Source organism: Pseudomonas sp. NLJ1, from assembly GCF_049486705.1.
GTDB classification, from domain to species: domain Bacteria; phylum Pseudomonadota; class Gammaproteobacteria; order Pseudomonadales; family Pseudomonadaceae; genus Aquipseudomonas; species Aquipseudomonas inefficax.
On sequence record NZ_CP137735.1, the window covers coordinates 2555506 to 2574973 of the forward strand.

Sequence of the window (19468 nt, forward strand, 5' to 3'; positions counted from 1 at the left end):
CGACAGAAGGCCCTGTGGGAGCGGGTTCACCCGCGAATGCGGCGGTGGCTCCACCATCGCATTCGCGGGTAAACCCGCTCCCACAGGGTCCGTACCAGGGCTTCAGTTGTGCTTCTGCGGCTCGCGGATCTTGTACCAGGCCACATACAACGCCGGCAGGAACAGCAGCGTCAGCAGGGTCGCCACGATGATCCCGCCAATCATGGCGTATGCCATCGGCCCCCAGAACACCTCGCGGGCAATCGGGATCATGCCCAGACTCGCCGCAGCCGCGGTCAGCAGAATCGGCCGGCGCCGGTGGTTGGTGGCCTCCACCACCGCATCCCACGGCGAGTAGCCCTGGGCTTCGAACTCGTCGATCTGGGTCACCAGGATCACCGAGTTACGAATGATGATGCCCGCCAGCGCGAGAATGCCGAGAATCGCCACGAAGCCCATGGGCGTACCTGTGGGCACCAGCGCAATGATCACGCCAATCAACCCCAGCGGCGCCACGCTGACCACCAGGAACAGCTTCTGCACGCTGTGCAGCTGGATCATCAGGAACGTCGCCATCAGGAACAGCATCAGCGGGATGACCTTGCGGATCGGTCCCTGCGCCTTGGCGCTCTCCTCCACCGTACCACCGGTGGCCACTTCGAAGCCCACCGGCAACTTGCTGGCGAACTCGTCGATCTTCGGCTTCAGCTGGGCCACCAGGTCGGTGGGCTGGATGTCGCCGTTGACCGAGGCCTTGATGGTGATGGTCGGCTTGCGGTCACGCCGCCACACCAGCGGCTGCTCCAGCTCGTAGCGCACGGTGGCGAAAGCCAGCAGCGGGATCGAGGTGCCGTTGGGCGTCAGGATCTGCAGGTTCTGCAGAGTGTCGGGCGAACCACGCTCGCTGTCCTCGGCACGGGCGACCACGTCGACCAGATAGATGTTGTCGTTGACCTGGGTGATCTGCACACCGCTGACGATGCTGTTCATCACATTGGCCACATCCTCCGACGACAGGCCCAGCTGGCGCGCCTTGTCCTGGGCGATTTCCACGCGCAGCACCTTACCCGGCTCGTTCCAGTCGTAGATCATCTCGCCGATGTGCTCGTTCTGATCGAGCAAGGTGGCCAGTTCGATGGCGTGCTTGCGTACCTCGTCGATATTGGCACCGCTGACCCGATACTGGATGGGTCGGCCCACTGGCGGGCCCATTTCCAGCGATTGCACGTTGGTGCCGACGCCAACGAACTCTTCATGCAGGATCTTCTGCAGGCGGTCCATCATGGCCTGGCGTTCCTCGAAGCCCTTGCTGACAATCACCAGCTGCGCGTAGTACGGGTTCTGCAACTGCTGGTCGAGGGGCAGGTAGAAGCGGATCGCGCCCTGGCCGATATAGGTGCTCCAGTGCACCAGGTCCGGGTCGTCCTTGATCCGCGCCTCGAAGCGGTCGACCACCTTGCGCGTTTCCTCGATCGAGGCGTTCTGCGGCAAGTTGAGGTCAACGAGGATTTCCGGCCGGTCCGAGGACGGGAAGAACTGGTTCTGCACGAAGCGCTCGCAGAAGATCGCCAGGGCGAACAGCACCACGGTGCCGATGATGGTCAGCCAGCGGTTGCGCATGCACCACAGCAAACCATGCTCGAAGGCCCGGCCGACACGGCCCGGCTCGGCTTCATGGGCCTTGAGCTTGGCGCTGCTGAGAATGTGCACACCAAGCACCGGGGCGAAGAACACCGCCACCACCCACGACACCATCAGCGCCACGGCAATTACCGCAAACAGGGTGTAGGTGTACTCACCCGCAGAACTGGCGTTGAGGCCGATCGGCACGAAGCCGGCCACCGTCACCAGGGTGCCGGTGAGCATGGGGAAGGCTGTGGAGGTATAGGCAAAAGTCGCCGCCTGTTCCTTGCTTTCGCCCATTTCCAGCCGGGTGACCATTACCTCCACGGTGATCATCGCATCGTCCACCAACAGGCCCAGGGCGATGATCAGCGCCCCCAGCGAAATCCGCTGCATGGTGATACCGCTGTATTCCATGAACACGAACACCATGGCCAGCACCAGCGGGATCGAGCAGGCCACCACCAGCCCGGCACGTACGCCGAGGCTGACGAAGCTCACCGCCAGCACGATCACCACCGCCTCGAACAGCGCACTGGTGAAGCCGCCGACAGCTTGCTTGACCACCACGGCCTGGTCGGAAACGGTATGCACCCCGACGCCCACGGGCAGGTCTTCGACCACCTGATCCATGCGCTTTTTCAGCGCTGCACCGAACACCTGGATATTGCCGCCAGCCTTCATGCCGATGGCCAGGCCCAACGCCGTCTGGCCGTTGTAGCGGAACATCGGTGAAGGGGGATCGACGTAGCCGCGCTCGATATCGGCGATGTCGGCCAGGCGGAAGAAGCGGTCGTTGATCTTCAGGTTGACGGTTTGCAGGTCCTTTTCCGAGGTGAACTGCCCGGAGGTACGCACCGAGATACGTTCCGGCCCTGCCTCGATCACGCCGGCAGGGGTCACGGCGTTTTGCGATTGCAGGGCCTGCATGACCTGGCGCTGGTCGATGCCCAGGGCTGCCAGCTTGCGGGTGGAGAAGTTCAGGTACAGCACTTCGTCCTGGGTACCGATCAGCTCGATCTTGCCGATGTTGGGCACATCACGCACCTCGGCCCGCGCCTGCTCCACATAGTCGCGCAGCTGGCGCAGGGTCAGGCCGTCGGCGGTGAAGGCATAGATGGAACCGAACACATCGCCGAACTCATCATTGAACCCGGGCCCCTGGATACCCGCAGGGAATTCACCGCGAATGTCCTGGATCTTCTTGCGCACCTGGTACCAGATGTCCGGGATGTCCTTGGCCTTGGTGGTGTCGCGCAGGTACACGTAGACCGTGGATTCGCCGGGGCGGGTGTAGCTTTTGGTGTAGTCGAGGGAATCGAGTTCCTCGAGCTTCTTCTCGATGCGGTCGGTGACCTGGTACAGGGTTTCGTCCTGGGTCGCGCCGGGCCAGCGGGTCTGGATGACCATGGTCTTGATGGTGAACGACGGGTCTTCCTCGCGGCCCAGGTTGAAGTAGGAGAAGATCCCCATCAGCAGGCCAACGAACATCAGGTACCAGACGAACGATTGATGCTTGAGTGCCCAGTCGGACAGGTTGAAGCTTCCTTTCATTGCGCATCCTCGTCGAAGGTGACCTTCTGGCCAGGCTTGAGGCTGTTCACGCCTGCAGTCACCACCCGCTCGCCAGGCTGCACGCCCGAGGTCAGGACAATGCTGTCGGCGGTGCGACCGATCAGGGCCACGTCACGAGTAGCCACGGTCTTCTGCTGCGTATCGATCACCCATACCTGGGTCTTGCCGTCGCGCTCGAGCAAAGCACTCAAGGGCAGTTCGCTGCGCGGCGATACCTCCGAACTCAGGGTCACGCTGATGGCGGTGCCCAGGTGGAAGGCCGCCGGGGTGCTGGCCAGGGTCAGGCGCGCGCGGCGGGTACGAGTCGTGGCGTCCGCCTGGGGTTCCAGTTCCCGCAGGCTGGCGGTGGTGTTGATGGTCGGGTCCAACTGCGAAGCAACGGTGAAGGTCAGGCCTTTGCTCAACTGCTCGGCCAGGCCTATCGGCAGGTCGATTACCGCTTCTTTCACATCCGGCCTGGCCAGGGTTACCACGGCCTGGCCGGCGGTGACGGTTTGCCCGGCTTCGGCCTGCCAGGCAGTGATTACCGCCGCGTGGTCGGTGCGCAGGGTGCTGTAGTCGAGCTGATCACGGGCCTGGCTGACGGCCGAGCGCGCCTGCTCCAGTGCCGCGCTGGTGGTTTTCAGGTTGGTCTGGGCGATATCCAGCTGGGCCTGGGCGCCTACGCCACGGTCGTACAGCTGTTGCTGGCGGCGGGCATCGGCCTGGGCGTTGATCCACTGCGCCTGCACCTTGGCCAGGTCGCCTTCGGCGGCACGCAGCTGGTTCTGCTGGTCGGTCGGGTCGAGGGTGGCCAGGGTGTCACCCGGCTTCACCTGAGCGCCCACATCCAGCCAGCGTCGGGCAATACGCCCGGAAACCCGGAAGCCCAGTGTGCTTTCGAAGCGTGCCTGGATACTGCCGGCAAAGCGGCCCAGCTGCGACTGCACCTGGGGTTCGACCTTGACTGACAATACCGGCCGGATCGGCTCTGGTGCCTCGTCCTCGCTATTGCAACCGGCCAGCAGCACACCGGCCGACAGCATCAGCAGCAGGCGCTTCATAGCTCACCCCCTTGGGCCCTGGCGTCGACTTTCTGCACCTGCATGCCGGGGTGCAGCAACTGCCCGCCATTGACCACCACGGTCTCGCCACCCTTCAGGCCACTGGCGACCACGATCCTGCCGGTGAGATAGCGGCTGACTTCGACCTTGCGCAGTTCTACCTTGTCGCCCTCGCCCACTACCCAGACGGCAGGTTCGTGCAGAGCCTTGGTCAGCGCCGACCATGGCAGCTCGACGCTAGGCCGGCCCTGGGCGTTGGTGGTGGCGGTGACCGGCGCGCCCAGTTGCATCCCGGGCGGCACATTCTTGAGCCCTACCTTGACCTGCACTGTGCCGCTTTGCTCCGACACGGTCGGGGTGATTTCGCGTACGAAGCCATGGGCCTGAACCTTGGGGTCGTCGAGCAGGCTGACGATCACCCCGGCATCGCTGGGCGGTGCCACCAGCAGCGATTCGTAGACGTTGAATACCGCGTCACGGTCGCCATCGGTGGCCAGGCTGAAGATCGGCATGGTCGCCTGCACCACTTGGCCGACCTCGGCCTGGCGCTCGGTGATCACACCATCGGCTTCGGATACCAGTGCGGTGTAGCTCAACTGCTCGTTGGCGTTGGCCAGTTGCGCCTGGGCCGCCTTGAGGGCGCTCTGGTTGCTGCGCAGGGCGGCTTCGGCGGCGTCGTATTCGCTCTGGCTGGTGTAGCCCTTGGGCAGCAGTTTCTGCTGGCGGACGAAGGCCGCGCTGGTCTGGGTAACCCGCGCTTGCGCTGCGAACACCTCGGCCTTGGCCGAGTCGACGTTGTTCTGCAAGTCTTTCGGGTCCAGGCGTGCCAGCACCTGGTTGGCCTTGACGTGATCGCCGACATCGACGCTGCGCGAAATGATCTTGCCGCCCACACGGAACGACAGGTCGGTCTGCACCCGCGCCTGCACATCACCGGTCAGGGTGACCCTGGCGGCGAAGTCGGTCGGCTGTACCTGTTGCACGCCTACGCGTGGCAGTGTTTCGGTGGTTTCTTCCTTGCTACAGCCTGACAGCAGGGTACCCAGCCCCAGGCAAACGACCAACAGCGGACGCATCAACGTCATGCAGGCTCCTTGCTTGCGCGCAAATGATTCGTGGGATGCGACTGTCAGCGTAGTTCAGGGTTCGATAAACATCACTGACAAGAGTCAGTGAGCATTGAGGTGATGACCTCTTCGATGCCGAGCACGTGCGCAGAAGGTGCAGTTGAGGTTTGGGCAAGCCAGGGCTGCCTGACAGATTTGCCAGTTACCAGAAACCTCTCCAGACGGCATTCTTGGCGATGTTCACAGAGAGGTGGCATACATGGCTAGGGAGCAATCCTGCTCGGCGCATCAGCGCCATTTTGGCTATTCACCCTATGGCTATTCTGCGCGGACGATGCAAGACATTTCGCTGATCGGCTTCAACGGCGAGCCAAATGACTGGTCTGGGTTCTACCTCCTGGGCCAAGGTTACAGAGCCTACAGCACTTTACTCATGCGGTTCCTATCACCAGATACGTTAAGCCCATTCAATGCTGGAGGCATCAATGCCTATGCCTATTGCAAGGCAGATCCGATCAACTTTATTGATCCAACCGGAGAGATGCCCCAGAGACCTGTTGCCACCCATCGTAGGGTAACCTGGCCTGTTGCGAGCCTTTCCGAAAATTACTCGTTTCTGTACCCACGAAAAAAGCCCGATCCCCATTTCGTGCAGCAGCCTCGAAGTATCTTGAAAAAAACCAGTACCCTGCCGATCGAGATGCCACCTGAACCTCTGCGAAAGGAGTTTGAATTTGATCTTTCAGGCCTCGACAAGGACAAGCTGGAAACTGTGAGCAAGATGATTTCAAACGAGTTAAGAGAAAACAAATCAAAGATAAAGGCTCTGCGTGCCGATGACCCACAGATACAAGAATTCATAGCCCTCCGGAATTCTGGCCGACGAGTCAAGACAATGCTTAACGCAGAGGCGAAAGCTATAAGAAATGAAGAACAAGACAATACCGGCTAGTTTGAGCTCAAAAGCCTCTTCGAAGTCATATCTGCGAAGAGGCCTGTACAAGTCAGAGCTGAATAGAAGCCCGATTCAGCCCTAACTCAATGTCGTCGATCAAAGCTTTGGCAAAGCCACTGAGAATTCTCGCGGCACTGCCGGCCAGCCGGTCATTTTCCATTTCGGCTTCCGTCGTCAGGTGATTGATGCAGCCGAGCATTACGGAGAGTTCGGAAAAGGCGTAGTTGAAGGGGATATTGGCCTGGACGCGGAAGAGGTCCATGCAGGTTTCTTTACCGACGGTGCTGCTGTTTGTTGGGTGATTCGGGACGTGCGTCGTCATGGTTGGAATCCAATGTCGTTTATGGAACCGCCAGCTCATCTTTCTCACGGATAAGGGGTGGCAGCCGTACGTGGGGTGAGAAAACCGAGGACATTGAACCCGGCCAGACCGAAGCCTGCCCACGCAAGGCCGCCATGACAGGAAGCCTGTTCAACATCGAGCGGGTTCTCACACCCGGTCACCTTGCTTGGCGACCCAACGACGTTATCCCTGGGGCATTTCCCCTACAACAGAGCAGCTTCCACATGGCTCGTAGGATAATTCCCAAGCTGATTTGACTGAAGCACTTGGTTTGAGTTGATGAAAATTCGTACACCTTGCGGGCCTCTTCGCGGGTGAACCCGCTCCCACAGGGGGGAGCGCCAGATTTCAAGATGTGCACCATATCTGTGGGAGCGGGTTCACCCGCGAAAGGGCCGGTATTGCCACCAGAGTGTCTGCCATATTCAGAAACCATGATCCAAAAAGCACCTGCATCCCAGCCGCTACCTTTGAGAGCTCACCTGCTTTTCAAGGAAGAAAACAATGTCTCGGGCCCAATCCCATTTATTGCGCCGTGGCCGCTATTCACAGCATGGCAGGCTCTATCTGCTAACCACCGTCACCCACCAGCGCAAGCCACTGTTCCATGACTTTCAACATGCCCGATTGGTGATTCACCAATTGCGCCAGTCAGATGAGGAGCACGCCTGTCGGTCACTGGCTTGGGTATTGATGCCGGACCACCTGCATTGGCTGATTGAGCTGAAAGGTACGACGCTGGGGACCTTGATGCGCAGATTCAAATCCAGGTCCAGCCTGGTGTTGCATCGGGCAGGGGTTGAGCATGATCCGGTTTGGCAACCCGGGTATCAGGACCGGGCACTAAGAAGGGAAGAAAGCATGGTGCATTTCGCCAGATATATCGTTGCCAATCCGTTGCGGGCTGGCCTGGTCAAAAGTGTCAGGGACTATCCACATTGGGATGCAGTCTGGCTTTGAATCAGAGTTGAGGCATTCGCGGGTAAACCCGCTCCCACAGGATTAACACAGGCCCGAGGCAGTGATTTTCCTGTGGGAGCGGGTTCACCCGCGAATAGGCCGGATCAGGCCGAAGCCGTAACCTGCACCGGTCGCTTGACCTGTGGCTGCGAGGCATTGGCCGCCGCGCCTTCTTCGATCGCCTGCTGAATCGCCTTGCGACGACGCTCTTCTGCCTGGCGGCTGAAGTACCAGACGAAGAAGGTCACCAGCGACACCGACAGCAGGATCAGGCTGGCGACGGCGTTGATCTCCGGTTTCACGCCCAAACGCACCGCCGAGAACACTTCCATCGGCAAGGTGGTCGAACCCGGGCCCGACACAAAGCTGGCCAGCACCAGGTCATCCAGCGACAGGGCGAACGACATCATGCCGCCCGCCGCCAGCGACGGCGCGATCATCGGGATAGTGATCAGGAAGAACACCTTCCACGGCTTGGCACCCAGGTCCATCGCAGCTTCCTCGATCGAAAGGTCCAGCTCACGCAGGCGGGCCGACACCACTACCGCCACATACGCCGCACAGAACGTGGTATGGGCGATCCAGATGGTGACGATGCCGCGCTCCTGCGGCCAGCCGATCATCTGCGCCATGGCCACGAACAGCAGCAACAGCGACAGGCCGGTGATCACCTCGGGCATTACCAGCGGTGCGGTGACCAGGCCACCGAACAGCGTGCGGCCCTTGAAGCGGGTGACCCGGGTCAGCACGAATGCCGCCAGGGTACCCAGCGCCACCGCCGCCACCGCCGTGTAGCAGGCGATTTCCAGCGAGCGCATGACCGAACCCATCAGTTGGGTGTTGTCGAGCAGGCCGACGTACCACTTGACCGACCAACCACCCCATACCGTCACCAGCTTGGAGGCGTTGAACGAGTAGATCACCAAAATCAGCATTGGCAGGTAGATGAACAACAAGCCGAGCACCAGCATCAGCTTGGAGAAACCGAAGCGCTTCATGCCCTGCCCTCCATTTCTTTGGCCTGGCTGCGGTTGAACAGCAGGATCGGCACGATCAGGATCGCCAGCATCACTACCGCCAGCGCAGAGGCCACCGGCCAGTCACGGTTGTTGAAGAACTCTTGCCACAGCACCTTGCCGATCATCAGGGTTTCCGGGCCGCCAAGCAGTTCAGGAATCACGAACTCGCCCACCACCGGGATGAACACCAGCATGCAGCCGGCGATGATGCCGTTCTTCGACAGCGGCACGGTGATTTTCCAGAAGCTGTTGAAGGTACTCGAACCCAGGTCCGAAGCGGCCTCGAGCAGGCTCTGGTCGTGCTTCACCAGGTTGGCGAACAGCGGCAGGATCATGAACGGCAGGTACGAATAGACCACGCCGATGTACACCGCCAGGTTGGTGTTGAGGATTTGCAGCGGCTGGTCGATCAACCCGATCCACAGCAGGAAGCCGTTGAGCAGGCCGTTGTTGCTGAGAATGCCCATCCAGGCATAGACGCGGATCAGGATCGCGGTCCAGGTCGGCATCATGATCAGCAACAGCAGGACCGTCTGCGTCTCCTTCTTGGCGTTGGCAATGGCATAGGCCATCGGGTAGCCGATCAGCAGGCACAGCAAGGTGCTGAAGAAGGCCATCTTCAGCGAGCCCAGGTAGGCCGAGATGTATAGCTCATCCTCGGTCAGCAGGCCGTAGTTGGCCAGGTTGAGCACCAGCTGGATCTTGTCTTCGACGTAGCTGTAGATCTCGGTATACGGCGGGATCGCCACATCGGCTTCGGCGAAGCTGATCTTCAGCACGATGAAGAACGGCAGCATGAAGAACAGGAACAGCCAGATGAACGGCACGCCGATCACCAGGTGCCGCCCCTCCGGGGTGATGCGCTGGAAGGCTCGCTTGAGCTTGCGCAGTTTCATGACCGCAGTACCACGCCGCTGTCGTCTTCCCACCACACGTACACTTCATCGCCCCAGGTTGGGCGAGTGCCCTGGCGCTCGGCGTTGGCAACGAACGACTGGACGATCTTGCCGCTCGGCAGCTCGACATAGAACACCGAGTGGCCGCCCAGGTAGGCGATGTCGTGGACCTTGCCGCGCGACCAGTTGTGCTCGCAGGTAGGCTGCTGGGTGGTGACCAGCATCTTTTCCGGGCGCAGGGCGTAGGTGATGTGCTTGTCTTCCACCGAGGTGGTGATGCCGTGGCCGACGTAGATCTTGCGCTCCAGCTCCGGGCTGGCAATGATCGCGTGGCCTTCGGCGTCGTCGACCACTTCACCTTCGAACAGGTTGACGTTACCGATGAACTCGCATACCAGGCGGCTGGTAGGCGTCTCGTAAATGTCCACCGGCGAACCGATCTGGGCGATCCAGCCCAGGTGCATGATGGCGATGCGCTGGGCCATGGTCATGGCCTCTTCCTGGTCGTGGGTCACCATCACGCAGGTCACGCCCACTCGTTCGATGATCTCCACCAGTTCCAGCTGCATCTGCGAGCGCAGCTTCTTGTCCAGTGCGCCCATCGGCTCGTCGAGCAGCAGCAGCTTGGGGCGCTTGGCCAGCGAGCGGGCCAAGGCCACGCGCTGGCGCTGGCCACCGGACAGCTGATGCGGCTTGCGCTTGGCGTACTGGGTCATGTGCACCAGCTTGAGCATCTCGGCCACGCGGGCGTCGATCTCGGCCTTGGGCATCTTGTCCTGCTGCAGGCCGAAGGCGATGTTCTGCGCCACGGTCATGTGCGGGAACAGCGCGTAGGACTGGAACATCATGTTGATCGGCCGCTCGTAGGGCGGCATGTCGGTGATGTCGACGCCATCGAGGAAGATCCGCCCTTCGGTCGGGCGCTCGAAACCGGCCAGCATGCGCAGCAAGGTGGACTTGCCGGAACCGGAGCCACCCAGCAGGGCGAAGATCTCGCCCTTGCGGATTTCCAGGGACACATCGTCCACAGCTACCGTTTCGTCGAACTTTTTCGTGACCCGGTCGATCTTGACCAGCACCTGCTTGGGTTGCTGGCCACCCTCGAGGGCTTTTTTATAGGCACCGGAGGCAACTGCCATGAGTGAAACTCCCAACAAGATTTTTGTGCCCGCGAGCCCTGTTCTACAGGTACCGCCACGGGCCTGGATTTTTACTTACCCGACTTGACCTTGGTCCAGCTACGGGTCATCAGCCGTTGCACCTTGGGTGGCAACTCTGAATTCACGAACATCTTGTTCAGCACTTCCTGCGGTGGGTAAACCGCGGCGTCAGTCCTCACGGCCTGGTCCATCAGGTCGCCAGCCTTGGGGTTCGGGTTGGCGTAACCGACGTAATCACTGACCTGGGCGATAACCTCAGGCTTCAGCAAATAGTTGATGAAGGCATGCGCCTCTTTGACGTTCTTGGCGTCCTTGGGGATCGCCAGCACATCGAACCAGAGGTTGCCGCCTTCCTTGGGAATTGCGTAGGCCAGGTTCACGCCCTTCTTCGCTTCTTCGGCGCGGGTCTTGGCCTGGAACACATCACCCGAGAAGCCTGCCGCGACGCAGATGTCGCCGTTGGCCAGGTCGGTGATGTACTTGGACGAGTGGAAGTAGGTCACGTACGGGCGTACTGCCAGCAGTTTCTTTTCGGCCGCCTGGTAGTCCTTGGCGTTGGTGCTGTTGGGGTCCAGCCCCATGTAGTTGAGCACCGCCGGCAGCATTTCGTCCGCCGAGTCGAGGAAGGCCACGCCACACTTGGCGAGCTTCTTCATGTTTTCGGGCTCGAACAGCACCGCCCAGGAGTCGATGGTGTCCACGCCCAGCGCAGCCTTCACCTTGTCGACGTTGTAACCGATACCGTTGGTGCCCCACAGGTAAGGCACGGCGTACTGGTTGCCCGGGTCGTTCCTTTCCAGGCGCTTCATCAGCGCCGGGTCCAGGTTGGAATAATTGGGCAGCAGGCTCTTGTCGAGCTTCTGGAACGCGCCCGCCTTGATCTGCTTGCCGAGGAAATGGTTGGAGGGCACTACCACGTCATAGCCGGTATTACCGGCCAGCAGCTTGCCTTCCAGGGTTTCGTTGGAGTCGAACACGTCTTGCACGGGCTTGATGCCCGTGGCTTTCTCGAAGTCCGCGAGTGTGGTCGGCCCGACATAGTCAGACCAGTTGTAGAAGTGCACCGTAGGCGCCGCTTGGACGCTGCATGCCAGCGTCAGGCCCGCTCCAGCCATCAAGGCTTTGCGGAATACAGAAATGGACAAGTGGGTGGTCCTCACAATCAGTGCCTGGGTAGCGACAATGCTGCCGCACACGCAAAACCGGCGCGCAACTTACCTTCGCAGCTTCGATGCCGCAATCATCAATTGCCTTTCACTGGCTCTGGGCCGGGGTTCGCCGGCCCAGAGGTGCCGCATCGGGGTTATTTGCCCGACTTGATCTTGGTCCAGCTACGGGTGATGTCACGCTGGGCCTTCGCTTCAGGTGCAGCGATGGCATACAGCTGTTTCTTCACTTCGGCTGGCGGATAGATGCTTGGGTCGCTGGTGATTTCCTTGTCCACGAACTGGGTGGCGGCAGCGTTGCCGTTCGGGAAGCGCACGGCGTTGGTGATTTCAGCCATGATTTCCGGCTGCATCAGGAAGTTCATGAACTGGTAGGCAGCGTCTTTGTGCTCGGCGTCCTTGGGGATGGCGACCATGTCGTAGAAGGTACCGGCACCTTCCTTCGGAATGACGTAGTCGACCTTGACCTTGTCGCCGGCTTCGTGGGCACGGGCCTTGGACTGCTCCAGGTCACCCGAGTAACCGACGGCTACGCAGATGTTGCCGTTGGCCATGTCGCCGATGTACTTGGACGAGTGGAAGTAGGTGATCGAAGGACGGATCTTGAGGAACAGGTCCTCGGCAGCCTTCAGGTCTTCCTTCTTGGTGCTGTCGGTCGGCTTGCCGAGGTAGTGCAGCGCAGCCGGGAGCATTTCGGTCGGCGCGTCGAGGAAGCTCACGCCGCAGCTTTTGAGCTTGGCGATGTTCTCAGGCTTGAACACCACGTCCCACGAGTCGATCTTGTCCACGCCCAGCGCGGCCTTGACCTTCTCCGGGTTGTAGCCGATGCCGATCGAGCCCCACATGTACGGGAAGGCATGCTTGTTGTCTTTGTCGCTGGCATCGCCAACGGCCTTGAGCAGGTCAGGGTCGAGGTTCTTCCAGTTCGGCAGCTTGGAACGGTCCAGTTCCTCGTACACGCCAGCCTTGATCTGCTTGGCCAGGAAGTTGTTGGACGGCACCACGATGTCGTAGCCAGACTTGCCGGCCAGCAGCTTGGCTTCGAGGGTTTCGTTGCTGTCGAACACGTCGTACTTGACCTTGATACCGGTCTGCTTCTCGAACTTGGCGATGGTGTCCGGAGCGATGTAGTCCGACCAGTTGTAGACGTTCAACACCTTGTCTTCAGCCTGAACAGCGGTAGCCATGGCGCCCATCAGGGCGGCGGCCAGCAACGTCTTGCCCATTTTATTCATGCGTAATGCTCCAGAATTTATTATTTAGCCATCTGTTCAGCAGCCAGGACCTACGGTGCAGAGCGCGCGGCGACTGAAACAGTCGCTAGTCTGGCAAGTTACAAGGCTCTGTATCAAGGAAAGCAGGGCCTTGTAACCACTTAATGTCACATCGCTAGCCTAGCAAACTGTCAACGAATCGCTTCGAGGGTCAGGTCCAGGCATTTGCGTGCCTTTTCCACCAGTTCGTCGATCTCTGCATGGCTGATCACCAGCGGCGGCGCAATGATCATGGTGTCACCCACCGCGCGCATGATCAGGCCGTTGTCGAAGCAGAAGGTGCGGCAGATCATGCCCACGCCCTTGCCTTCGTAACGGCTGCGAGTGGCCTTGTCCTTGACCAGCTCGATCGCGCCGAGCAGGCCCAGGCCGCGTACCTCGCCCACCAGAGGGTGGTCCTGCAGTTCACGCAAACGCTTTTGCAAATACGGTGCCGCTTCGGTACGGGCCTTCTCGACAATTTTCTCGTCGCGCAGGATGCGCAGGTTTTCCAGGCCTACTGCCGCCGCTACCGGGTGGCCGGAGTAGGTGAAGCCGTGGTTGAAGTCGCCGCCTTGGCTGAGTACCTGGGCCACGGTGTCACGCACGATCACACCGCCCATGGGGATGTAACCGGAAGTCAGGCCCTTGGCGATGGTCATCAGGTCGGGCTTGAGGTCGTAGTAGTCGGAGCCGAACCACTCGCCGGTACGGCCAAAACCGCAGATCACTTCGTCGGCGACGAACAGGATGTCGTACTTGGCGAGGATCTCCTTCACCTTCGGCCAGTAGGTTTCCGGCGGGATGATCACGCCGCCGGCACCCTGGATCGGCTCGGCGATGAAGGCGGCGACGTTGTCTTCGCCGACTTCGAGGATTTTCTGCTCCAGCTGCTCGGCTGCCCACACCCCGAACTCATCCGGGGTCATGTCGCCACCTTCGCCGAACCAGTAAGGCTGCGGGATATGCACGATGCCAGGGATCGGCAGGCCGCCTTGTTCGTGCATGCCGCTCATGCCGCCCAGGCTGGCGCCAGCCACGGTGGAGCCGTGGTAGCCGTTGATGCGGCCGATGATGGTCTGCTTCTGTGGCTTGCCTTTCAGCGCCCAGTAGTGGCGGACCATGCGCAGCACGGTGTCGTTGCCTTCGGAGCCGGAGCCGGTGAAGAACACATGGGTCATGCCCTGTGGCGCCACGTCGGAGATGGCCTTGGCCAGCTCCAGCGCAGGCGGGTGGGCAGTCTGGAAGAACAGGTTGTAGTAAGGCAGCTCACGCATCTGCTTTTCTGCCGCCTGCACCAGTTCTTCACGGCCATAGCCCACAGCCACGCACCACAGGCCAGCCATGCCGTCGAGGATCTTGTGCCCCTCGCTATCCCACAAATGCACACCCTGGGCCTTGGTGATGATACGCGGCCCCTTCTCCTTCAACTGCTTGTAGTCACTGAAGGGTGCGAGGTGATGCTCCCCGCTCAGGGCTTGCCATTCACGGGTTTGCGGGTTGTTGACGCTCATGTGCTTCTCCGTTGTTCGACAGCCGCGTCCTGCGGCACCAAGTTTGATCAGACAGCAAACAGCAGGAACTCACGCTCCCAGGAACTGATGACTCGCTTGAAGTTCTCGTGCTCGGCGCGCTTGGTGGCGACGTAGCCGGTGATGAACTTCTTGCCCAGGTACTGCACCAGTGCACGGCTGTTTTCCATGCGTTCCAAGGCATCTTCGATGGTCAGTGGCAGGCGCAGGTTGCGGCGTTCGTAGCCACGGCCCTGCACCGGCGCGCTGGCGTCGATGCCTTCGACCATGCCGATGTAGCCACACAGCAGGCTGGCGGCAATGGCCAGGTAAGGGTTGGCGTCGGCGCCTGGCAGGCGGTTCTCGACCCGACGGCTTTGCGGGCCGGCGTCCGGCACGCGCAGGCCGACGGTACGGTTCTCCTCGCCCCACTCCACGTTCACCGGCGCCGAGGTGTCGGGCAGGAAGCGGCGGAACGAGTTGACGTTCGGGGCGAACAGCGGCAACGCCTCTGGTATGAACTTCTGCAGGCCACCAATGTGGTGCAGGAACAGTTCGCTCATGCTGCCGTCGTCGTTGCTGAAGATGTTCTTGCCGGTGGCCACGTCGACCACGCTCTGGTGCAGGTGCATGGCACTGCCTGGCTCGCCGGTCATGGGCTTGGCCATGAAGGTGGCGGCGACGTTGTGCTTGAGCGCAGCCTCGCGCATGGTGCGCTTGAACACCAGGATCTGGTCGGCCAGGTGCAGGGCATCGCCATGACGGAAGTTGATCTCCATCTGCGCCGTGCCGTCTTCATGGATCAGCGTGTCGAGGTCCAGCTGCTGCAGTTCGCACCAGTCGTAGACGTCTTCGAACAGCGGGTCGAATTCGTTGGCGGCTTCGATCGAGAACGACTGGCGACCGGTTTCCGGGCGGCCCGAACGACCTACCGGAGGCTGCAGCGGGAAGTCAGGGTCTTCGCTGCGCTTGGTCAGATAGAACTCCATCTCCGGCGCGACGATCGGCTGCCAGCCCTTGTCGGCGTATAGCTTGAGGACTTTCTTCAGCACGTTGCGCGGCGACAGTTCGACCGGGTTGCCCTTCTTGTCGTAGGTGTCGTGAATCACCTGGGCGGTCGGCTCGATGGCCCATGGCACCAGGAACACTGCGTTCTCGTCGGGGCGGCAGATCATGTCGATGTCCGCCGGGTCCAGCAGTTCGTAATAGATGTCGTCGTCGACGTAGTCGCCGGTCACGGTCTGCAGCAGCACGCTCTCGGGCAGGCGCATGCCTTTTTCGGCGATGAATTTGTTGGTAGGCGAAATCTTGCCGCGCGTGATGCCGGTCAGGTCACTGATCATGCATTCGACTTCGGTGATCTTGTGCTCTTTCAACCAATCGGTGAGCTGGTCGAGGTTGTTACTCATAAATACCTCAGGAGGTAAGGTGGTCCGCGCACTGATTCTGGATGGAGTACATTGCTAAAGCAAAAACCCCCGCGCAGAGCCACAGTGGATACACTGAAAACAGGTGCGTCCGTAATGAGTTCGAAAGGCAGGAAGACGAAACGAAGGGCGGCAAGCCGCTATGAGGGCAGGTCCGTGAGCGCCAAACGTCAATTATTGCGGCCAGGGCGGCCACGCCATCGACGAAGCTTGCAAAAATGACGGATGTACCCGATGGCACTGCGCAGGCAGTGCTTTCAGGTCTCGGCAAGCGGACCATGTGACCCTCGTATTATTGTGTTCTGGGTTGAGACCGAGCTTAGCCTTGTTCATTTTTTTACACAACCACTCCGTAAAAAATAAAACACGGTTGGTCGGAGATAGCCCTTTGCGCGGGAAATAGCGGATAATGGTTTGCCCCGAGATGCAGCAAATCTGCCGTCGATGTGCCATTTCAGGGCATCATGGGGTTGGCTTGACATCAGTTTGTCTTTTCGATTGACTGGTCTTGCAAGCCCCCCTTGATTGATATTTTTAACAACAAAGGTGTTGCATCATGTCGGTACCCCCGCGTGCCGTTCAGCTTAACGAAGCGAACGCGTTCCTTAAGGAACATCCTGAGGTTCTCTACGTTGACCTTCTGATTGCAGATATGAATGGTGTGGTGCGTGGCAAGCGCATAGAGCGCACCAGCCTCCACAAGGTTTACGAGAAAGGCATCAACCTGCCTGCCTCCCTCTTCGCCCTGGACATCAACGGTTCCACCGTTGAAAGCACCGGGCTGGGCCTGGACATCGGCGATGCTGACCGCATCTGCTATCCAATCCCTGACACCCTCTGTAACGAGCCGTGGCAAAAGCGCCCTACCGCTCAGCTGCTGATGACCATGCACGAGCTCGAAGGCGAGCCGTTCTTCGCCGACCCGCGTGAAGTGCTGCGTCAGGTGGTGAGCAAGTTCGACGAACTGGGCCTGACCATCTGCGCCGCGTTCGAGCTGGAGTTCTACCTGATCGACCAGGAGAACGTGAATGGCCGCCCGCAGCCGCCGCGTTCGCCAATTTCGGGCAAGCGCCCGCAGTCGACCCAGGTGTACCTGATCGACGACCTGGACGAATATGCCGACTGCCTGCAGGACATCCTGGAAGGCGCGAAAGAGCAAGGCATCCCGGCCGACGCCATCGTCAAGGAAAGCGCCCCGGCGCAGTTCGAAGTCAACCTGCACCACGTGGCCGACCCGCTCAAGGCCTGCGACTACGCGGTACTGCTCAAGCGGTTGATCAAGAACATCGCCTACGACCATGAAATGGACACCACCTTCATGGCCAAGCCCTACCCGGGCCAGGCAGGCAACGGCCTGCATGTACACATTTCCGTGCTGGACAAAGATGGCAACAACATCTTCACCAGCGAGGATCCCGAGCAGAACGCCGCGCTACGTCACGCTGTCGGCGGTGTGCTCGAGACCCTGCCCGCGTCCATGGCGTTCCTTTGCCCGAACGTCAACTCGTACCGCCGCTTCGGCGCGCAGTTCTATGTGCCGAACGCGCCAAGCTGGGGCCTGGACAACCGCACCGTGGCCCTGCGGGTTCCGACCGGCTCGCCGGACGCCGTGCGCCTGGAGCACCGCGTGGCCGGTGCCGACGCCAACCCGTACCTGATGATGGCCGCCGTACTGGCCGGTGTGCACCATGGCCTGACCAACAAGGTCGAGCCGGGTGCGCCGATCGAAGGCAACTCGTACGAGCAGCTGGAGCAAAGCCTGCCGAACAACCTGCGCGATGCCCTGCGCGAGCTGGACGACAGCGAGATCCTGAACAAGTACATCGATCCGAAGTACATCGACATCTTTGTCGCGTGCAAGGAGAGCGAGCTGGAGGAGTTCGAGCATTCGATCTCCGACCTCGAGTACAACTGGTACCTGCATACCGTGTAAATGAAAACGCCGCCCACAAGGGCGGCGTTCTTGTTTGAGATCGGTGTCGCCTGCTTCGCGGGTAAACCCGCTCCCACAGGGACCGCGCCGGCCTCAGGTCCGGTGAGGATCCTGTGGGAGCGGGTTTACCCGCGAAGAGGCCAGTACAGGTTTACAAGGGCTTCTCGAAAATCTTCGAATTGCGCTGATAGTTGTACAGCGAAGCCCGCGCCGCCGGCAGCCGCTCCACGCCACTCGGTGCAAACCCGCGTTCGCGGAACCAGTGCGCGGTTCGCGTCGTCAGCACGAACAGGGTGTTCAGCCCCAACTGCCGCGCCCGGCTTTCGATACGCTCCAGCAGTTCGTCGCCACGCCCGCCATGGCGGTACTCCGGGTTCACCGCCAAGCACGCCAGTTCGCCGGCGTCGGAGTCGGCAATCGGGTACAACGCCGCACAGGCGATGATCATGCCTTCCCGCTCGACCACGCTGAACTGCTCGATCTCCCGCTCCAGCACCTCACGCGAACGGCGCACCAGGATGCCCTGCTCTTCCAGCGGGCTGATCAGCTCCAGCAAACCGCCCACATCCTCGATGGTTGCCTCGCGCACCACTTCGAACTGCTCCTGCGACACCAGCGTGCCGCCACCGCCACGGGTGAACAGCTCGGTCAGCAAGGCGCCATCTTCGGCATAGCTGACGATATGACTGCGCGCCACGCCGCCTTTGCAGGCTTCGGCCGCGGCATCCAGCAATTCGCCCTGGTAATCGCTGCCCAGGCGCTGCAAATGCGGGGCAACCTGCTGCGGGCGCAGCTCACGCACCAGCTTGCCATCTGCATCCAGCAGGCCCGGCTCGGCACCAAACAGCAGTAGCTTGTCGGCACCCAGTTCGATTGCGGCACGGGTGGCCACGTCTTCGCAGGCCAGGTTGAAGATTTCGCCCGTGGGCGAATAGCCCAGCGGTGACAACAACACGATGGAGCGCTCGTCGAGCAGGCGGCTGATGCCCTTGCGGTCGACCCGGCGTACTTCGCCGGTGTGGTGGTAGTCCACGCCTTCGAGCACGCCGATCGGCCGCGCCGTGACCAGGTTGCCGGACGCCACGCGCAGGCGCGAGCCCTGCATCGGCGAAGCGGCGATGTCCATCGACAGGCGCGCCTCGATTGCCAGGCGCAGGGCGCCGACAGCATCGATCACGCAATCCAGGGTGGCGGCATCGGTGATGCGCAGGCCACGGTGGTAGTGCGGGGTCAGGCCGCGCTCGGCCAGGCGGCTTTCGATCTGCGGGCGCGAGCCATGTACCAGCACCAGGCGCACGCCAAGACTGTGCAGCAACACCAGGTCGTGGACGATGTTGCCGAAATTAGGGTGTTCCACCCCATCGCCAGGGAGCATGACCACGAAGGTGCAGTCGCGATGGGCATTGATATACGGGGAGGCATGACGCAGCCAGTTGACGTAGTCGGGCATGACAGGGCCTGTGGATAAGTGGACGGAGAACGGCGATACAGGGGGCGTTCAGGATCATCGTCGGAACAGGCTTGCGGTCACGCGCGGTCTCCTCTAGGCAGGAACGAA

At 60.9% G+C, this 19468-nt stretch carries 15 protein-coding genes; 3 read left to right on the top strand and 12 right to left on the bottom strand.

Annotation, left to right across the window (positions count from 1 at the left end; all coding sequences use genetic code 11):
- Nucleotides 1-102: 102 nt before the first annotated feature.
- From R9B85_RS11450 to R9B85_RS11460, 3 genes are read right to left on the bottom strand one after another with little or no spacing between them, the layout of a single operon-like run.
- The gene (locus tag R9B85_RS11450) at nt 103-3156 is read right to left on the bottom strand and encodes an efflux RND transporter permease subunit (protein WP_112249796.1); all 3054 of its coding nucleotides are present in this window, start codon (nt 3154-3156) and stop codon (nt 103-105) included.
- Nucleotides 3153-4220 (bottom strand): efflux RND transporter periplasmic adaptor subunit, encoded by a 1068-nt coding sequence (locus R9B85_RS11455; protein WP_112249797.1) that lies wholly within the window; start codon nt 4218-4220, stop codon nt 3153-3155. The genes R9B85_RS11450 and R9B85_RS11455 overlap by 4 nt, the downstream gene beginning before the upstream one ends.
- Nucleotides 4217-5305 carry an efflux RND transporter periplasmic adaptor subunit gene (locus tag R9B85_RS11460; RefSeq protein ID WP_112249799.1) on the bottom strand — a complete coding sequence of 363 codons (1089 nt, stop codon included), beginning with the start codon at nt 5303-5305 and terminating at the stop codon, nt 4217-4219. Before R9B85_RS11460 ends, R9B85_RS11455 begins: the two co-directional genes overlap by 4 nt.
- A gap of 241 nt (nt 5306-5546) precedes the next feature.
- Here R9B85_RS11460 and R9B85_RS11465 point away from each other — a divergent pair, with 241 nt between their 5' ends.
- The gene (locus R9B85_RS11465) at nt 5547-6239 is read left to right on the top strand and encodes an RHS repeat-associated core domain-containing protein (RefSeq protein ID WP_112249801.1); all 693 of its coding nucleotides are present in this window, start codon (nt 5547-5549) and stop codon (nt 6237-6239) included.
- 52 nt (nt 6240-6291) lie between these two features.
- Here R9B85_RS11465 and R9B85_RS11470 read toward each other — a convergent pair whose 3' ends face one another.
- The gene (locus R9B85_RS11470) at nt 6292-6564 is read right to left on the bottom strand and encodes a DUF3077 domain-containing protein (protein WP_112249803.1); all 273 of its coding nucleotides are present in this window, start codon (nt 6562-6564) and stop codon (nt 6292-6294) included.
- Between the two features lie 525 nt (nt 6565-7089).
- On the opposite strand from R9B85_RS11470, the gene R9B85_RS11475 reads away from it, so the two are divergent.
- Complete coding sequence (locus tag R9B85_RS11475) at nt 7090-7545, top strand: REP-associated tyrosine transposase (protein WP_112249805.1); 456 nt, start codon at nt 7090-7092, stop codon at nt 7543-7545.
- 104 nt (nt 7546-7649) lie between these two features.
- Here the strand turns inward: R9B85_RS11475 and R9B85_RS11480 are convergent, their stop codons facing one another.
- The 7 genes from R9B85_RS11480 to R9B85_RS11510 all read right to left on the bottom strand — a co-directional run bounded on the left by R9B85_RS11480 (nt 7650) and on the right by R9B85_RS11510 (nt 15959).
- The gene (locus tag R9B85_RS11480) at nt 7650-8543 is read right to left on the bottom strand and encodes an ABC transporter permease subunit (protein WP_112249806.1); all 894 of its coding nucleotides are present in this window, start codon (nt 8541-8543) and stop codon (nt 7650-7652) included.
- Nucleotides 8540-9460, bottom strand: a complete 921-nt coding sequence (locus tag R9B85_RS11485) for an ABC transporter permease subunit (RefSeq protein WP_112249808.1) — start codon at nt 9458-9460, stop codon at nt 8540-8542. The genes R9B85_RS11480 and R9B85_RS11485 overlap by 4 nt, the downstream gene beginning before the upstream one ends.
- Nucleotides 9457-10599, bottom strand: coding sequence for a polyamine ABC transporter ATP-binding protein (potA, locus tag R9B85_RS11490; protein ID WP_016712588.1), 1143 nt, complete (start codon nt 10597-10599; stop codon nt 9457-9459). Before potA ends, R9B85_RS11485 begins: the two co-directional genes overlap by 4 nt.
- Before the next feature lie 71 nt (nt 10600-10670).
- Nucleotides 10671-11765: a polyamine ABC transporter substrate-binding protein gene (locus R9B85_RS11495; RefSeq protein ID WP_112249810.1), complete on the bottom strand. Its 1095-nt coding sequence runs from the start codon at nt 11763-11765 to the stop codon at nt 10671-10673.
- Nucleotides 11766-11923: 158 nt separating this feature from the next.
- The gene (locus tag R9B85_RS11500; RefSeq protein WP_085621599.1) at nt 11924-13021 is read right to left on the bottom strand and encodes a polyamine ABC transporter substrate-binding protein; all 1098 of its coding nucleotides are present in this window, start codon (nt 13019-13021) and stop codon (nt 11924-11926) included.
- A 170-nt stretch (nt 13022-13191) separates the two neighbouring features.
- Complete coding sequence (locus R9B85_RS11505; protein ID WP_112249812.1) at nt 13192-14553, bottom strand: aspartate aminotransferase family protein; 1362 nt, start codon at nt 14551-14553, stop codon at nt 13192-13194.
- Between the two features lie 47 nt (nt 14554-14600).
- Complete coding sequence (locus R9B85_RS11510; protein WP_112249814.1) at nt 14601-15959, bottom strand: glutamine synthetase family protein; 1359 nt, start codon at nt 15957-15959, stop codon at nt 14601-14603.
- Nucleotides 15960-16533: 574 nt separating this feature from the next.
- Between R9B85_RS11510 and R9B85_RS11515 the strand changes: the two genes are divergently transcribed.
- The gene (locus R9B85_RS11515; RefSeq protein ID WP_112249816.1) at nt 16534-17910 is read left to right on the top strand and encodes a glutamine synthetase family protein; all 1377 of its coding nucleotides are present in this window, start codon (nt 16534-16536) and stop codon (nt 17908-17910) included.
- A 151-nt stretch (nt 17911-18061) separates the two neighbouring features.
- Here R9B85_RS11515 and argA read toward each other — a convergent pair whose 3' ends face one another.
- Nucleotides 18062-19360, bottom strand: a complete 1299-nt coding sequence (argA, locus tag R9B85_RS11520; RefSeq protein WP_112249818.1) for an amino-acid N-acetyltransferase — start codon at nt 19358-19360, stop codon at nt 18062-18064.
- Nucleotides 19361-19468 lie beyond the last annotated feature (108 nt).

What these genes read in the sequence shown, in the direction of transcription:
- R9B85_RS11460 (WP_112249799.1), bottom strand. Translation starts at nt 5,305, where the DNA reads ATGACGTTGATGCGTCCGCTGTTGGTCGTTTGCCTGGGGCTGGGTACC.
- R9B85_RS11500 (WP_085621599.1), bottom strand. Translation starts at nt 13,021, where the DNA reads ATGAATAAAATGGGCAAGACGTTGCTGGCCGCCGCCCTGATGGGCGCC.
- R9B85_RS11480 (WP_112249806.1), bottom strand. Translation starts at nt 8,543, where the DNA reads ATGAAGCGCTTCGGTTTCTCCAAGCTGATGCTGGTGCTCGGCTTGTTG.
- R9B85_RS11470 (WP_112249803.1), bottom strand. Translation starts at nt 6,564, where the DNA reads ATGACGACGCACGTCCCGAATCACCCAACAAACAGCAGCACCGTCGGT.
- R9B85_RS11465 (WP_112249801.1), top strand. Translation starts at nt 5,547, where the DNA reads ATGGCTAGGGAGCAATCCTGCTCGGCGCATCAGCGCCATTTTGGCTAT.
- R9B85_RS11505 (WP_112249812.1), bottom strand. Translation starts at nt 14,553, where the DNA reads ATGAGCGTCAACAACCCGCAAACCCGTGAATGGCAAGCCCTGAGCGGG.
- R9B85_RS11515 (WP_112249816.1), top strand. Translation starts at nt 16,534, where the DNA reads ATGTCGGTACCCCCGCGTGCCGTTCAGCTTAACGAAGCGAACGCGTTC.
- R9B85_RS11450 (WP_112249796.1), bottom strand. Translation starts at nt 3,156, where the DNA reads ATGAAAGGAAGCTTCAACCTGTCCGACTGGGCACTCAAGCATCAATCG.
- R9B85_RS11510 (WP_112249814.1), bottom strand. Translation starts at nt 15,959, where the DNA reads ATGAGTAACAACCTCGACCAGCTCACCGATTGGTTGAAAGAGCACAAG.
- R9B85_RS11475 (WP_112249805.1), top strand. Translation starts at nt 7,090, where the DNA reads ATGTCTCGGGCCCAATCCCATTTATTGCGCCGTGGCCGCTATTCACAG.
- potA (WP_016712588.1), bottom strand. Translation starts at nt 10,599, where the DNA reads ATGGCAGTTGCCTCCGGTGCCTATAAAAAAGCCCTCGAGGGTGGCCAG.
- R9B85_RS11455 (WP_112249797.1), bottom strand. Translation starts at nt 4,220, where the DNA reads ATGAAGCGCCTGCTGCTGATGCTGTCGGCCGGTGTGCTGCTGGCCGGT.
- argA (WP_112249818.1), bottom strand. Translation starts at nt 19,360, where the DNA reads ATGCCCGACTACGTCAACTGGCTGCGTCATGCCTCCCCGTATATCAAT.
- R9B85_RS11485 (WP_112249808.1), bottom strand. Translation starts at nt 9,460, where the DNA reads ATGAAACTGCGCAAGCTCAAGCGAGCCTTCCAGCGCATCACCCCGGAG.